Below are 13,954 nucleotides of genomic sequence, written 5' to 3' on the forward strand. Positions count from 1 at the left end.
CCAAATAGCACTTGCTCTGCAAGAAGGTCTTCAAGATGTCCAATGTAATGGGTATTGCCAGCGCGTTCGCTCTGTCGTCGTTGTTCCTCTCACCCCTGGTGATGGCCGAAGAGTCGGTCGCCTTTGTTGCGAAAAACGCAGCCCGCGCCGAGGCTTACGAGAAATCCCGGGCCGAACTGACCGCCAAGGCCCGCGACGCCGAACAACCGCAGCACAGCGCCACCGCCCCGGCCCAAGACCCGGCGCACAAAGACAGCTGATCGCCCCACCCGACTGTTTCCCCCGACGCCAGGCAGGGCTCTTCCCCCGCCCGGTTGTCAGCCAAAGCCGCTGCTGTTTAGCGGCTTTTTTTCGTGGGCCAAAAGGTGGGCCGGGGCGCCTCGTATCCAGCCTCTCCAGTGGCTGACACGGCCTCATCGCAGGCAGGCCCGCTCCCACAAGTCATCTGTGGCCCTAAAAAAATAATTACCCAAGGAGTTTTTACCCCTGTGAGCCTCACTCTCAAACTCAGCCCCCTGTGGCTGGCCCTGGCCGCCGCACTGGGCACCTCGGCCCAGGCTGACGACACAACGGGCGAAGGCTTCGCCGACGGCGCAAGCCTCACGCTCAATGCGCGCAACTACTACATGCACCGCAATCGCCTGCAGGGCGCCGACGACAATATCGAATGGGGCCAGGGCCTGCTGTGGGTGTTTGAATCCGGCTTCACCCAGGGCCGCGTCGGGTTCGGCCTGGACGCCCACGCCATGCTCGGCCTCAAGCTCGACGGCGGTGGTGGCACCGACGGCTCCAGCATCCTGCCCAGCGGCAGTGGCAACGGCAAAGCCCCGGGCGCGTTCTCTACCGCCGGCGGCGCCCTGAAAGTGCGGGCCCTGGACACCGAACTCAAGGCCGGCGACCTGCTGCTCAGCAACCCGGTCATCGCCGGCGGCGAGACCCGTATGCTGCCCCAGACCTTTCGCGGTTTCAGCCTGCGCAACACCCACCTCGACGGCGTGCTGATCGAAGGCGGCCAGGCCAGTTTCACCAAGCTCTACAACCAGAGCGGCCACGGCCGCATTGGCACGTCCTACGGCACCCTGCCCGACCACCGCGACAGCCAGCACCTGAACTGGGCCGGCGTGGCCTGGAGCGCGGTGCCTAACCTGACCAGCAGCCTCTACGCCGCCGAACTCAAGGACATCTGGAACCAGTACTACTACGACTTGGATTACACCTGGCAGTTGAGCGACGCCGTCAGCCTCAACCCGGGCCTGCACTACTACCACACCCAGGACACCGGCGAGGCGCTGCTGGGCGCCATCGACAACAACACCTACAGCCTGCACTTGGTGCTGGGGGTGGCCGGCCACAGCGTCACGGCGGCGTATCAGCGGGTCAACGGCAACACGCCGTTCGACTACATCAACCAGGGCGACAGCGTGTTCCTCGATAACTCGCAGCAGTATTCAGACTTCAACGGCCCCAACGAGCGCTCGTGGAAACTCAAGTACGCCTATGACTTTGTCGGCGTAGGCGCACCGGGCCTGACGGGGGCCGTGAGCTACTCACGCGGCGAGCTGGACCTGAGCAAAGTCGACCCGCAAAGCGCCGGCTACGGCGCCACTTGGTACAACGCTGACGGCCGCCACGCCAAGCACTGGGAGCGCGACTTCGACGTGCAGTACGTGGTCCAGGGCGGCACCGCCAAGGACCTGGCCGTGCACCTGCAATGGGCCACCCACCGGGGCGGCAACGGCTACGGCTCGCTGGACCAAGACACGCACGAGTACCGGGTGATTGTCGATTACCCCCTTGATCTGATGTAATCCGCGCCACTGAAAGGCCAGCACGTTTCGCTGGCCTTTTTCATGCCCGGCCTTTATACAGGGCGCACTGTCATCAGGGATTGAACATGCCTGCTCGCCCACTTTCGCCCCTGATCCCCCGCAGCCGCTCGGAATGGTTTCTGGTGCTCGGCAGTTCACTGACGGTGATCGCCATCGTCGGCATCGTCACGTTCCTGCTGATCCGCGAACACGGCAGCGCCGAGGTGGCGGCGACCCGAGCGGCGGCCAATATCGTGCAACTGATCGACGCCGATGTGCTGCGCAATGTGGAGCTGTATGACCTGTCCCTCAAAGGCCTGATCGCTGCGTCCCTGCGCACCGACCTGCAACAGGTTTCGCCGCAGGTCCGCCACCTGGTGCAATTCGACCGTGCCACGGCGGCGCCGTACAAGGGCGCGATCATGCTCCTCGATCGCCAGGGCAAGGTGGTGGCCGACTCGGCCTCGGTGATCCCGCGCAGCACCACCTACGCCCAGCGCGACTTTTTCAGCGCCCATCAAGACAACCCCAACCTGGGCATGTTCATCAGCCGCCCGTTCAAGAGCGCCTTGCCGCCCCACGACTGGCGCATCAGCTTCAGCCGCCGCATCAGCTCCGAGCAGGGCGAGTTCATGGGGGTGGCGGAAGCGGCGATGCGCCTGAACTACTTCAATCAGTTGTTCCGCAGCCTGAGCATCGAACGCGACAGTTCCATCAACCTGCTGAGCACCAGCGGCCTGCTGCTGGCCCAGGAGCCGCCGAATGCCGGGGAAGAACAGATTGGCATCGACTTCAGTGCCCGGCCCAACTTCGTGCGCATCCTGCATGAAGGCAATGGCAGTTTCAGCGGCATTTCCAGCATCGACGGGCGCGAGCGGCTGTACACCTTTTCCCAGGTCGGCAACCTGCCGCTGCTGGTGGTCGTGGCCTTGTCCACCGACGAAGTGTTTGCCGCGTGGTGGCGCACGGCATGGGTGGTCACCCTCGCCACCGGGGTGTTGTGCCTGGGCCTGCTGTGGCTGACTCTGTTGCTGTGCCATGAACTGCGCCGGCGCCACAGCGCCGAGCAGGAACTGGCCCACCTCGCCGCCACCGACAGCCTGACCGGGCTGGCCAACCGCCGCACCCTGGACCAGGCGCTGGAGCGCGAATGGGCTCGGGCCCAGCGCTCGGGCCGTGAGCTGTCGCTGCTGATGGTGGACATCGACCACTTCAAGCGCCTCAACGACCAACACGGCCATCAGTTGGGCGACGAGGCGCTGGCCCGGGTGGCAGCGGTGGTCAAGGCCAATATCCGCCGCCCCGGCGACCTGGCGGCGCGTTACGGCGGCGAGGAGTTCGCCGTGGTGCTGCCGGAAACCGACGCCATCGGTGCCCAACGCCTGGCCGAAAACGTGCGCGCCGAAGTGGCACAGCTGGCGCCCATGGCGGGCGAAGACACTTCGATCACCGTGAGCGTCGGCGTCGCCACCTGGCACGGCCAGGCCGAGCATAGCCTCGACACCTTGTTCTACCGCGCCGACAAGGCCCTGTACCGGGCCAAGTACAGCGGCCGCAACCGGGTGGAAGTGGCCGGTTGAAACCCAATGACACGGGCATAAAAAAAGGCCACCCGAAGGCAGCCTTTAAAAACTAAAGAAAGAGAGTATTGCTTACACGGCCGCAACCGGACGCATGTAAGAGATCGGCGCGGTGCTGGCGTCTTCGAAGGTCACGACTTCCCAGGCATCTTTCTGCTCAATGAGTTTGCGCAGGAGCTGGTTGTTCAGTGCATGGCCCGACTTGAAGCCTTTGAACTCACCAATCAGGCTGTTGCCCAGCAGGTAGAGGTCACCGATTGCATCGAGGATCTTGTGTTTGACGAATTCGTCTTCATAGCGAAGGCCGTCTTCGTTCAACACGCCATCCGAATCCACCACGATGGCGTTTTCAACGCTGCCGCCGAGTGCGAGGTTGTGCTTGCGCAGGTACTCGATGTCACTCATGAAACCAAAGGTACGGGCGCGGCTGACTTCTTTTACGAACGAGGTGCTGGAAAAATCCACGCTTGCACTTTGGGTGCGGTCACGGAAAACCGGGTGATCGAAATCGATCTCGAAGCTCACTTTGAAACCCTCGAAAGGGACGAAAGTGGCGCGCTTGTCGCCGTCTTCCACTGTCACTTCACGCAGGATACGGATGAACTTCTTGGCTGCGTCCTGTTCTTCCAGGCCGGCAGATTGAATCAGGAATACGAAGGGTCCAGCGCTACCATCCATGATCGGGACTTCGGACGCGGAGAGCTCGACGTAGGCGTTATCGATGCCCAGGCCAGCCATGGCCGAAAGCAAGTGCTCCACCGTGTCCACTTTGACGTCACCGTTGACCAGCGTGGTCGACATCGTGGTTTCGCCAACGTTTTCTGCGCGAGCAGGAATCTGCACCACAGGGTCCAGGTCGGCACGACAAAACACAATGCCGGTGTCTACAGGCGCAGGCTTGAGGGTCAGGTATACCTTCTCCCCGGAATGCAGGCCTACACCTGTGGCACGGATAATATTCTTCAGGGTGCGTTGTTTAATCATGGCTTGGGCCGCTTCAGCGCAAATTGCGAACTGGTATCAACAAAGGCTGGCGATAATAGCAGACCCGGCCTTTGCTGAACACCAATCACCTTCATCCCCCTGATACATTCCATCAATCGGCCTGACGACGCAGAAACGCCGGGATGTCCAGGTAATCCAGATCATCCTGCGGATTGAGCTTGGCCGCGGTCGCAGCACTGGCCTGGGCCTGGTTGCGCATCACGGTTGGGCGGTCCAGGTCGCGGTAGTTCACCGACGGCAGTTCCTGACGCGAGGCAACAGGTGCCTGGGCAGCCATGGAGGTGTGGACGGTGTTGTCGATGACCTTCACAGGCTTCTCGATTTTAGCGCCCAGACCGGTGGCGACCACGGTGACATGCAGCTCATCGCGCATGTCCGGATCGATCACGGTACCTACCTTGACCATCGCGTGCTCGGAAGCGAACGCCTCGATGATGCTACCCACGTCGGAGTACTCACCCAGGGACAGGTCAGGACCGGCGGTGATGTTCACCAGGATGCCGCGCGCGCCTTCCAGGTTCACGTCTTCAAGCAACGGGTTGCGGATGGCTGCTTCAGTGGCTTCACGCGCACGGTTCGGACCGCTGGCGCAGCCAGTGCCCATCATTGCCATGCCCATTTCGCTCATCACGGTACGCACGTCGGCAAAGTCGACGTTAATCATGCCCGGGCGCTTGATGATGTCGGAGATACCGCGAACGGCACCGGCCAGCACGTCGTCAGCCTTGGCGAACGCCGACAGCAGGCTGGCGTCCTTGCCCAGGATGGTGAGCAGCTTTTCGTTAGGGATGGTAATCAACGAATCGACGCTCTCCGACAGCAGGCGAATGCCTTCATCGGCGATCTGCATGCGTTTGCGGCCTTCGAACGGGAACGGACGGGTCACCACCGCAACGGTGAGGATGCCCATTTCCTTGGCCACTTCGGCGATGATCGGCGCCGCACCGGTACCGGTACCGCCGCCCATGCCGGTGGTGATGAACACCATGTTGGTGCCCTGCAGGACCTCGGCGATACGCTCGCGGTCTTCCAGAGCGGCCTGACGGCCGACTTCAGGATTGGCGCCGGCACCCAGGCCTTTGGTCACGCCAGTGCCCAGTTGCAGGATGGTCCGCGCGCCGATGCTTTTCAGCGCCTGGGCATCAGTGTTGGCGCAGATGAACTCAACGCCTTCAATGTTGCTCTTGACCATGTGATTGACAGCGTTGCCGCCGCCTCCGCCAACACCGATAACCTTGATGACCGGGCTTTGCGGGATGTTGTCTACGAGTTCGAACATTTTCCCTCTCCTTTCATTTCTCTAGTTTTTTCGCCTACTGCGCCTACTGCTTACTACGTCCTGCATGCTGCTTTTTGCCGCGTGTAGCGTGCCACTTGAAGCTTAAAAATTCCCTTTGACCCACGCCTGCAACCGCTCCAGCAACGGCGCCTTGGCCTCATCGCTGTTGTTGTCGCGGCTGCTGCCGATGCCGGAGAACGACACCCCGTCGGACTGCTTCTGCAGGCCATACATCAACAGGCCAACGCCTGTGGAATAAATCGGGTTGCGCACCACGTCATCCAGGCCTTTGACACCATGGGGCACGCCCAGGCGCACCGGCATGTGGAAAATCTCTTCGGCCAGCTCCACCGCGCCTTCCATTTTCGAAGTACCGCCGGTGAGTACGATGCCGGCCGGGATCAGGTCTTCGTAGCCGCTGCGACGCAGTTCGGCCTGGATCAGGGTGAACAGTTCGTCGTAACGCGGCTCGACCACCTCGGCCAGGGCCTGGCGCGACAGTTCGCGCGGTGGACGGTCGCCCACGCTCGGCACCTTGATGGTTTCGCCGGCGCCGGCCAGTTTGGCCAGGGCGCAGGCATAGCGGATCTTGATTTCTTCGGCGTACTGGGTCGGGGTGCGCAGGGCCATGGCGATGTCGTTAGTCACCTGGTCACCCGCAATCGGGATCACCGCCGTGTGGCGGATCGCGCCCTCGGTGAAGATTGCGATGTCGGTGGTGCCGCCGCCGATGTCCACCAGGCACACGCCCAGCTCTTTCTCGTCGTCGGTCAACACCGAGTAGGCCGAGGCCAGTTGCTCAAGGATGATGTCGTCGATTTCCAGGCCACAACGGCGCACGCATTTTTCGATGTTCTGTGCCGCGTTCACCGCGCAGGTGACTACGTGGACCTTGGCTTCCAGGCGCACGCCAGACATGCCCAGCGGCTCGCGCACGCCTTCCTGGTTGTCGATCACGTAGTCCTGGGGCAGCGTGTGCAGCACGCGCTGGTCGGCGGGGATGGCCACCGCTTGCGCCGCATCCAGTACCCGCTCCAAGTCCGCGGAGCTGACTTCGCGGTCGCGGATCGCCACGATGCCGTGGGAGTTCAGGCTGCGGATGTGATTGCCTGCAACACCGACGAACGCCGAGTGGATGCGGCAGCCCGCCATCAACTGCGCTTCTTCGATGGCGCGCTGGATCGACTGCACGGTGGACTCGATGTTCACCACCACGCCCTTCTTCAGGCCGCGGGAAGGATGGGTGCCGATGCCGACGATTTCCAGCGTGCCGTCGCCCGCGACCTCGCCCACCAGCGCCACCACCTTGGAGGTGCCGATATCCAGACCGACGATCATTTTGCCGCTTTGCACGTTTGCCATGGTCCTGCCTCTTCTCAATTCTTCGCGACGGCGGGTTGGGCCGCCTCGGGCGTCGCAGGTTCGCGCCAGCCGACGGCGAGGCCGTTGGCGTAGCGCAAATCGATGCGCGCAATGTTCGTAATCTGTTCTTTGAGCGTCTTGTCGTAGATGGCGATAAAGCGGCGCATCTTTTCCACCAAAGCCCCGCGGCCCAGCAACAGCTCGATCCCCGGGCCCGCGCTACCGGCACCGGTGGTCAAAAACCAGCTACCGCGCTCACGCAACTCCAGACGGGCAATGGAAAACCCCATCGGGCGCAGCATCTGGCTGAGCACCTGATACTGCTGCATCACCTGCTGCTGGGCGCGCTGCGGGCCGAACAACTGCGGCAGGTGCTCGTAATTGGCCAGCTCACGCGGCGTGAATGCCTCGCCCTGGTTGTTGAGCAGTGCCTCGTCGCCCCAACGGGCCACGGGCAGTTGCTCTTCGAGGCGGATCACCACCTGGTCCGGCCACACGCGGCGCACTTCGGCGTGGGCAATCCACGGCATGGTCTCAAGTTCGGCGCGCATGCTGGCCAGGTCGATGGTGAAGAAGCTCGCCGCCACATAGGGGGCGATCCGCTGCTGCACCGCTTGCTGGCTGATGTAGCTCAAGTCGCCCTGCACATTAATCTTGGTGATCGGCCGGTCGGCGTAAGGCATCAGGCGCTGCGCGCCTTCATAGGTACCAAAACCCAGCGCCACCAGCAGCACTGGCCAGAACAAGGCCTTGAGGAAGCCGAAATTGGCTTTGGGCAGGCGCACCGACATCGGCTCTTTTGCCACCATACGGCTGGCACCACGCGGCACCGGCTTGCGGCCGGGTGCGGGTTGCTGATGACGTAGGGATGCGCCTTGCATGGGTTTAACCTCTCGCCTCGACACTGGCCGCCAGGATCGACAGCACCAGTTGCTGGAAATCCAGGCCAGCCGCACGGGCCGCCATCGGTACCAGGCTGTGGTCGGTCATGCCCGGCGCGGTGTTGACTTCCAGAAACCAGAACTGCCCGTCGGCGTCTTGCATCACATCGGCCCGGCCCCAGCCGCCAATGCCCAGCGCATCGCAGGCCTTGGCGGTGAGGTCCATGAGCTCCTGTTCTTTCTGCGGCGCCAGACCACACGGGATCCGGTACTGGGTATCGCAAGCCAGGTACTTGGCGTCGTAGTCGTAAAAGGTGTGGGGCGTGCCCAGGGCGATGGGCGGCAAAACCTGGCCACGCAGGGTGGCGATGGTGAACTCCGGACCCTGGATCCATTGCTCGACCAACACTTGCGAATCGTAGGTACTGGCCGCTTTCCACGCCTCGATCAACTCGGGGGCGGAGGTCACCTTGGCCATACCAATACTTGAACCTTCATGGGCCGGTTTGACGATCAAAGGCAGGCCCAGTTCCTTGATGGCAGAAATACAGTCCTCTTCGCTGCACAACACGGTGTGGCGCGGCGTCGGAATACCCAGGCTGTGCCACACCTGTTTGGTGCGCAATTTGTCCATGGCCAAGGCCGAGGCGAGGATGCCGCTGCCGGTGTAAGGGATGCCGGCGCATTCGAGCAGGCCCTGCATGCTGCCGTCTTCACCGCCACGGCCGTGGAGGATGATGAAGGCACGGTCGATTTTTTCGCTGAGCAGGCGTTGCAAGAAATCGTCGCCCACGTCGATGCCGAACGCGTCCACCCCACCGCTTTGCAGCGCGCTGAGTACCGCATTGCCGGACTTGAGCGAGACTTCGCGCTCGGCGCTCTTGCCGCCGAACAGCACAGCGACGCGGCCGAAGCTTTTCGGGTCCAGGGTGGAGGCCAGGTTGGCGTAGGCAGCAGTCATTTCGATTTCCCCTGGCCGGCAGCAACGGCCCCCGCGAACAGCGGGCTATTCAAGAGTTTGGGCGCGAGGCCGCCGATATCACCGGCACCCTGGCACAGCAGGATGTCGCCGGCGCGCAGCAGTGGCTTGACCAGCGGCGCGAGGTCGACACCGCGCTCGATGTAGATCGGGTCGAGTTGGCCGCGCTGGCGGATGCTGTGGCACAACTGGCGGCTGTCGGCCCCCGGGATCGGCTCCTCGCCGGCCGGGTAGACCTCCATCAGCAGCAGCACGTTGGCGTCGGCCAGCACCTGCACGAAATCGTCGTACAGATCGCGAGTGCGGCTGTAGCGGTGCGGCTGGTAGACCATCACCAGGCGCCGCTCCGGCCAACCGCCGCGCACCGCTTTGATGACGGCCGCGACTTCGGTCGGGTGGTGGCCGTAATCGTCCACCAGCATCACGTTGCCGCCTTCGACCGGCAGTTCGCCGTAGACCTGGAAGCGTCGGCCCACACCCTGGAAGCCCGACAGGCCCTGGACGATGGCCTCATCGCTGACGCCTTCGTCGGTGGCGATGCAAATGGTCGCCAGGGAGTTGAGCACATTGTGGTTGCCCGGCATGTTGACCGAGACGTCCAGCGGCTCGCGGTCGGGGCGCAGAACGGTGAAGAAGGTCTGCATGCCTTGCTGGCGAACATTGATCGCACGCACGTCCGCTTCTTCGCTGAAGCCGTAGGTCACGGTCGGGCGCTTGACCAGCGGCAGAATTTCGCGCACCACCGGGTCGTCCAGGCACAGCACCGCCAGCCCGTAGAACGGCAGGTTGTGCAGGAACTCGACGAAGGTTTTCTTCAGTTTGTTGAAGTCGCCGTCGTAGGTCGCCATGTGGTCAGCGTCGATGTTGGTGACCACGGCCACCAGCGGCTGCAAGTGCAGGAAACTGGCGTCGCTTTCGTCGGCTTCGGCGATCAGGTAACGGCTGGTGCCCAGTTGTGCATTGGTGCCTGCTGCATTCAGCCGGCCACCGATGACGAAGGTCGGGTCCAGGCCACCGGCGGCGAACACCGAAGCGATCAGGCTGGTGGTGGTGGTTTTGCCGTGGGTGCCGGCGACGGCGATGCCGTGGCGGTAACGCATCAGCTCGGCCAGCATCTCGGCGCGCGGCACCACCGGGATACGGCGTTCCAGGGCGGTGGCGACTTCCGGGTTGGAGGTGTTCACGGCACTGGAAACCACCAATACATCGGCGCTCGCGGCGTTCTCGGCGCGGTGGCCGATGAAGATCTGAGCGCCAAAGGATTCCAGGCGTTCAGTGACGGGCGATGCCTTGAGGTCGGAACCGGAGACGTTGTAGCCCAGGTTCAACAACACTTCGGCGATCCCGCACATGCCCACGCCGCCGATACCGACGAAGTGGATGCGGCGGATACGGCGCATTTCCGGTTGCGGCATGGCTTTTTGATTCTCAACCATGAACCACCTCCAGGCAGGTATCGACCACGTTACGGGTGGCATCGGGTTTGGCCAGGCGGCGAGCAGCCTGGGCCATGGTGTCGAGTCGTTCTGGTTGCATCAAAACCTCTGTCAGGCGAGCGGCAAGGTCCGCTGCACCAGTCGTTCTCTGCGGCATCAGGAAGGCAGCGCCTTCACGGGCCAAATAGTCGGCGTTGCGGGTCTGGTGATCGTCGATGGCATGGGGCAACGGCACCAGCATCGAGGGCAGCCCGGCAGCGGCCAGTTCACTGACGGTCAGCGCGCCTGCGCGGCAGACCACCAGGTCGGCCCAGCCATAGGCTTGGGCCATGTCTTTGATGAAGGGTTGCACCTGGGCATCGACACCCGCGGCGCGATAGCGCTGGGCGGTGACTTCATCGTGATGCTTGCCTGCCTGGTGGAACACCTCGGGGCGCAGCTGCGCGGCGACCAGGGCCAGGGCTTCGGGCAGCAGTTTGTTCAGCGGTTCGGCGCCCAGGCTTCCGCCCAGGATCAGCAAGCGCGCGCGGCGCTCGGCCAGGGCCGGGCGCGGGGTATTGAGGAACAGTTCGCCGCGCACCGGGTTGCCAGTGGTACGGCGCGAGGCCGAGGCGGCGAAGGTATCCGGGAAGGCTTCGCAGACCCGCGCCGCCAAGGGCACCAGCAAGCGGTTGGCGGTGCCGGCCACGGCGTTCTGCTCGTGGACGATCACCGGCACGCCGGCCAACTTGGCCGCAACGCCGCCGGGGCCGGTGACATAGCCACCAAAACCGACCACGCACACCGGACGCAACTGGCGGATCACCTTACGCGCCTGCCAGATCGACTTGAGCAACATGAACGGCGCCTTGAGCAACGACAACTTGCCCTTACCCCGCAGGCCACTGGCGTCGATCAGATGCAACTGCAGGCCGGCGCCGGGCACCAATTCATTCTCGATCCCGCGCGGGGTGCCGAGCCAGTGCACGGTGTAGCCACGCGCCTGGAATTCACGGGCACAGGCCAGGGCCGGGAACACGTGGCCGCCGGTGCCGCCGGCCATAATCAGCACGTTAGCGCCCATGGGTCGGCTCCTCGGCGAAGTCGCTCTCTTTGAACTCCATCTCCTCGCTGCCCAGGTGGGTACGGCTCTCCCACTCGATGCGCAACAACAGGCCCAGGCACGCGCAGCAGATCACCAACGAACTGCCGCCGTAACTGAGGAAAGGCAAAGTCAGGCCTTTGGTTGGCAGCAGCCCGGTGTTCACGCCGATGTTAATCAGGAACTGGCCGATCCACAGGAACGCCAAGCCGTAGGCCACGTAGGCGGCAAAGAACTGCTTGGCCTTCTCTGCCCACAAACCGATGTACATGGCCCGCACGCAGACGAAGGTGAACAACGCCAGCGTCACCAACGAGCCCACGACGCCCAGTTCTTCGGCCAACACGGAAAACACGAAGTCGGTATGGGCTTCAGGCAGGTAGAACTGCTTCTGCACACTGTTGCCCAGGCCCACGCCCAGCCATTCGCCACGACCGAAGGCAATCAACGCCTGGGTCAACTGGTAGCCGGAGCCGAACTGGTCGGCCCAGGGGTCGGTAAAGGTAATCAAACGGGCCATCCGGTAAGGCTGCGCCTGCACCAGGACAAACACCGCGCCGACCGCCAGCGCCACCATCAGGGCAAAACGGAACAAGCCGACGCCGCCGAGGAACAGCATGGCCGCCGCCGCGCCCATCATCACCACGGTGGCGCCGAAGTCCGGTTCCATCAGCAACAGGCCGGCCATGGGCAGCAGCACGATGAACGGCTTGAAGAAACCCATCCAGCTCTCGCGCACCTCTTTTTGGCGGCGCACCAGGTAACCGGCGAGGTAGATGACCACAAAGACCTTGGCGATTTCCGAAGGCTGCACGTTGAAGAAACTGAAGCCGATCCAGCGCATAGAACCGTTCACTTCACGGCCGATGCCCGGTATCAGCACCATCACCAACAGGCCGAAGGCACCGACCAGCATCAGCCAGCCCAGGCGTTGCCAGGTGGCAATAGGGATCATCATGGTGACCAAGCAAGCCCCCAGGCCGATCAGCAGGTATACCAGGTGGCGGATCATGTGATAAAGCGTGTTGCCGGACTGCACCGCCGCCACTTCCGACGACGCCGAGGTAATCATCACCAGCCCCAGGCCCAGCAGCGCCAGGCAACCGGCGAGCATCGGGAAGTCGAGGTCGATGCCGCGCCCGGTAATCAACGGCGAAGGGTACGGTTTGATGATGTTGCTCAGGGCCGCGATCATGCCAAGCCCTCCACGGCGCGGGCGAACAATTGCCCACGGTCTTCGTAGTTCTTGAACATGTCAAAACTGGCGCAGGCCGGCGACAGCAGCACCGCATCGCCCGGCTGGGCCAGTGTGCGGCACTGGGCCACGGCCTCATCCAGCGAGTCGACGCGGATCAGCGGCACCGCATCGCCCAAGGCCTGGGCGATCAGTTCGCGGTCGCGGCCCATCAGCACCACGGCGCGGCAGTTGGCCGCCACCGGGTTGTGCAGGTCCTTGAATTCGGCCCCCTTGCCATCACCCCCGGCAATCAGCACCAGTTTGCCGCTGATGTCCGCGCCCAGGCCTTCGATGGCCGCCAGCGCCGCGCCGACGTTGGTGGCTTTGGAGTCGTTGTAGTAGCTCACGCCGTCCAGGTCGCGCAGCCACTGGCAGCGATGCTCAAGGCCGGCGAAGGTGCGCAGGGTCGCCAACATGGCGTCGAACGGCAGGCCGACCGCATGGCCCAGCGCCAGGGCCGCGAGGGCATTGGACTGGTTGTGGGAGCCGCGGATTTTCAGCTCGCGTACCGGCATCAGGTTCTGGAACTCGAACGCCAGATACTTTTCGCCGTTTTCTTCGCGCAGGCCAAAAGCCTTGAAATCGGGTTGGCTCAAGCCGAAGGTCCAGCACGGCAGGCCCTCACCCATCAGCGGACGGCTCAGGGCATCCTGGCGGTTGACCACCACTTGTCGCGCACCCCGGAAGATCCGGTGCTTGGCCAGGTGATACGCCGGCAGGCCGCTGTAGCGGTCCATGTGGTCTTCGCTGATGTTGAGCACGGTGGCCACTTCGGCGCCCAGTTGATCGGTGGTTTCGAGTTGGAAACTCGACAACTCCATCACGTACAACTCGACGTCGTCGCTGAGCAGGTCCAGCGCCGGCGTGCCGAGGTTGCCGCCCACGGCGACACGCTTGCCCGCCGCTGCGGCCATCTCGCCCACCAGGGTGGTCACGGTGCTTTTCGCGTTGGAACCGCTGATGGCGACGATCGGCGCCTTGGCGTTGCGCGCAAACAGCTCGATGTCACCGGACAACTTCACGCCACGGGCCGCGGCGGCTTGCAGGGCCGGGGTGGCCAGGGCCAGGCCGGGGCTCACGTAGAGCTCGTCGGCACGGCACAGAAATTCCACATCCAACTCGCCACAACGCACTTCCACGTGCGGATAGTCACGGCGCAGCGTGACCAGCTCCGGTGGATTTTCCCGCGTGTCGGCCACGGCAAACGACGTGCCCCGGTTCGCCAGGAAGCGAACCAGGGACATGCCGCTCTTGCCGAGGCCGACAACGATGCGGAAGTGGTCAGAAGCGATCAAGGACACTCGTT

At 63.5% G+C, this 13,954-nt stretch carries 12 protein-coding genes; 3 read left to right on the top strand and 9 right to left on the bottom strand.

Annotated elements, in window-relative coordinates; genetic code table 11:
* Positions 1 to 35 precede the first annotated feature (35 nt).
* From AC19YT_RS08505 to AC19YT_RS08515, 3 genes are all read left to right on the top strand, one after another.
* Complete coding sequence (locus tag AC19YT_RS08505) at positions 36 to 260, top strand: hypothetical protein (protein WP_095106096.1); 225 nt, start codon at positions 36 to 38, stop codon at positions 258 to 260.
* A gap of 228 nt (positions 261 to 488) precedes the next feature.
* Complete coding sequence (locus tag AC19YT_RS08510) at positions 489 to 1,808, top strand: OprD family porin (protein WP_500610103.1); 1,320 nt, start codon at positions 489 to 491, stop codon at positions 1,806 to 1,808.
* 86 nt (positions 1,809 to 1,894) lie between these two features.
* Positions 1,895 to 3,388: a sensor domain-containing diguanylate cyclase gene (locus AC19YT_RS08515; protein WP_095106094.1), complete on the top strand. Its 1,494-nt coding sequence runs from the start codon at positions 1,895 to 1,897 to the stop codon at positions 3,386 to 3,388.
* Between the two features lie 72 nt (positions 3,389 to 3,460).
* Here the strand turns inward: AC19YT_RS08515 and lpxC are convergent, their stop codons facing one another.
* The 9 genes from lpxC to murD form a co-directional block, all read right to left on the bottom strand.
* The gene (gene lpxC, locus AC19YT_RS08520) at positions 3,461 to 4,372 is read right to left on the bottom strand and encodes a UDP-3-O-acyl-N-acetylglucosamine deacetylase (RefSeq protein WP_095106092.1); all 912 of its coding nucleotides are present in this window, start codon (positions 4,370 to 4,372) and stop codon (positions 3,461 to 3,463) included.
* A gap of 112 nt (positions 4,373 to 4,484) precedes the next feature.
* The gene (ftsZ, locus tag AC19YT_RS08525; RefSeq protein ID WP_095106090.1) at positions 4,485 to 5,672 is read right to left on the bottom strand and encodes a cell division protein FtsZ; all 1,188 of its coding nucleotides are present in this window, start codon (positions 5,670 to 5,672) and stop codon (positions 4,485 to 4,487) included.
* A 102-nt stretch (positions 5,673 to 5,774) separates the two neighbouring features.
* Positions 5,775 to 7,034 (bottom strand): cell division protein FtsA, encoded by a 1,260-nt coding sequence (gene ftsA, locus AC19YT_RS08530; RefSeq protein WP_095106086.1) that lies wholly within the window; start codon positions 7,032 to 7,034, stop codon positions 5,775 to 5,777.
* Between the two features lie 14 nt (positions 7,035 to 7,048).
* A complete protein-coding gene (locus AC19YT_RS08535) occupies positions 7,049 to 7,915 on the bottom strand; it encodes a cell division protein FtsQ/DivIB (RefSeq protein ID WP_095106084.1) in 867 nt (288 codons plus the stop codon).
* A gap of 4 nt (positions 7,916 to 7,919) precedes the next feature.
* Positions 7,920 to 8,876, bottom strand: a complete 957-nt coding sequence (locus AC19YT_RS08540; RefSeq protein WP_095106082.1) for a D-alanine--D-alanine ligase — start codon at positions 8,874 to 8,876, stop codon at positions 7,920 to 7,922.
* Positions 8,873 to 10,330 (bottom strand): UDP-N-acetylmuramate--L-alanine ligase, encoded by a 1,458-nt coding sequence (murC, locus tag AC19YT_RS08545; RefSeq protein ID WP_095106080.1) that lies wholly within the window; start codon positions 10,328 to 10,330, stop codon positions 8,873 to 8,875. Before murC ends, AC19YT_RS08540 begins: the two co-directional genes overlap by 4 nt.
* Entirely contained in the window at positions 10,323 to 11,393 is a 1,071-nt protein-coding gene (gene murG / locus AC19YT_RS08550) for an undecaprenyldiphospho-muramoylpentapeptide beta-N-acetylglucosaminyltransferase (RefSeq protein WP_095106078.1), read from the bottom strand. The genes murC and murG overlap by 8 nt, the downstream gene beginning before the upstream one ends.
* A complete protein-coding gene (ftsW, locus tag AC19YT_RS08555; RefSeq protein WP_095106076.1) occupies positions 11,383 to 12,606 on the bottom strand; it encodes a putative lipid II flippase FtsW in 1,224 nt (407 codons plus the stop codon). Before ftsW ends, murG begins: the two co-directional genes overlap by 11 nt.
* Positions 12,603 to 13,949, bottom strand: coding sequence for a UDP-N-acetylmuramoyl-L-alanine--D-glutamate ligase (murD, locus tag AC19YT_RS08560; RefSeq protein ID WP_095106074.1), 1,347 nt, complete (start codon positions 13,947 to 13,949; stop codon positions 12,603 to 12,605). The genes ftsW and murD overlap by 4 nt, the downstream gene beginning before the upstream one ends.
* Between the last annotated feature and the right edge of the window lie 5 nt (positions 13,950 to 13,954).

It is taken from the genome of Pseudomonas sp. MF08875 (assembly GCF_059862525.1).

What these genes read in the sequence shown, in the direction of transcription:
- murC (WP_095106080.1), bottom strand. Translation starts at nt 10,330, where the DNA reads ATGGTTGAGAATCAAAAAGCCATGCCGCAACCGGAAATGCGCCGTATC.
- AC19YT_RS08515 (WP_095106094.1), top strand. Translation starts at nt 1,895, where the DNA reads ATGCCTGCTCGCCCACTTTCGCCCCTGATCCCCCGCAGCCGCTCGGAA.
- AC19YT_RS08535 (WP_095106084.1), bottom strand. Translation starts at nt 7,915, where the DNA reads ATGCAAGGCGCATCCCTACGTCATCAGCAACCCGCACCCGGCCGCAAG.
- murG (WP_095106078.1), bottom strand. Translation starts at nt 11,393, where the DNA reads ATGGGCGCTAACGTGCTGATTATGGCCGGCGGCACCGGCGGCCACGTG.
- AC19YT_RS08540 (WP_095106082.1), bottom strand. Translation starts at nt 8,876, where the DNA reads ATGACTGCTGCCTACGCCAACCTGGCCTCCACCCTGGACCCGAAAAGC.
- lpxC (WP_095106092.1), bottom strand. Translation starts at nt 4,372, where the DNA reads ATGATTAAACAACGCACCCTGAAGAATATTATCCGTGCCACAGGTGTA.
- AC19YT_RS08505 (WP_095106096.1), top strand. Translation starts at nt 36, where the DNA reads ATGTCCAATGTAATGGGTATTGCCAGCGCGTTCGCTCTGTCGTCGTTG.
- ftsZ (WP_095106090.1), bottom strand. Translation starts at nt 5,672, where the DNA reads ATGTTCGAACTCGTAGACAACATCCCGCAAAGCCCGGTCATCAAGGTT.
- ftsA (WP_095106086.1), bottom strand. Translation starts at nt 7,034, where the DNA reads ATGGCAAACGTGCAAAGCGGCAAAATGATCGTCGGTCTGGATATCGGC.
- ftsW (WP_095106076.1), bottom strand. Translation starts at nt 12,606, where the DNA reads ATGATCGCGGCCCTGAGCAACATCATCAAACCGTACCCTTCGCCGTTG.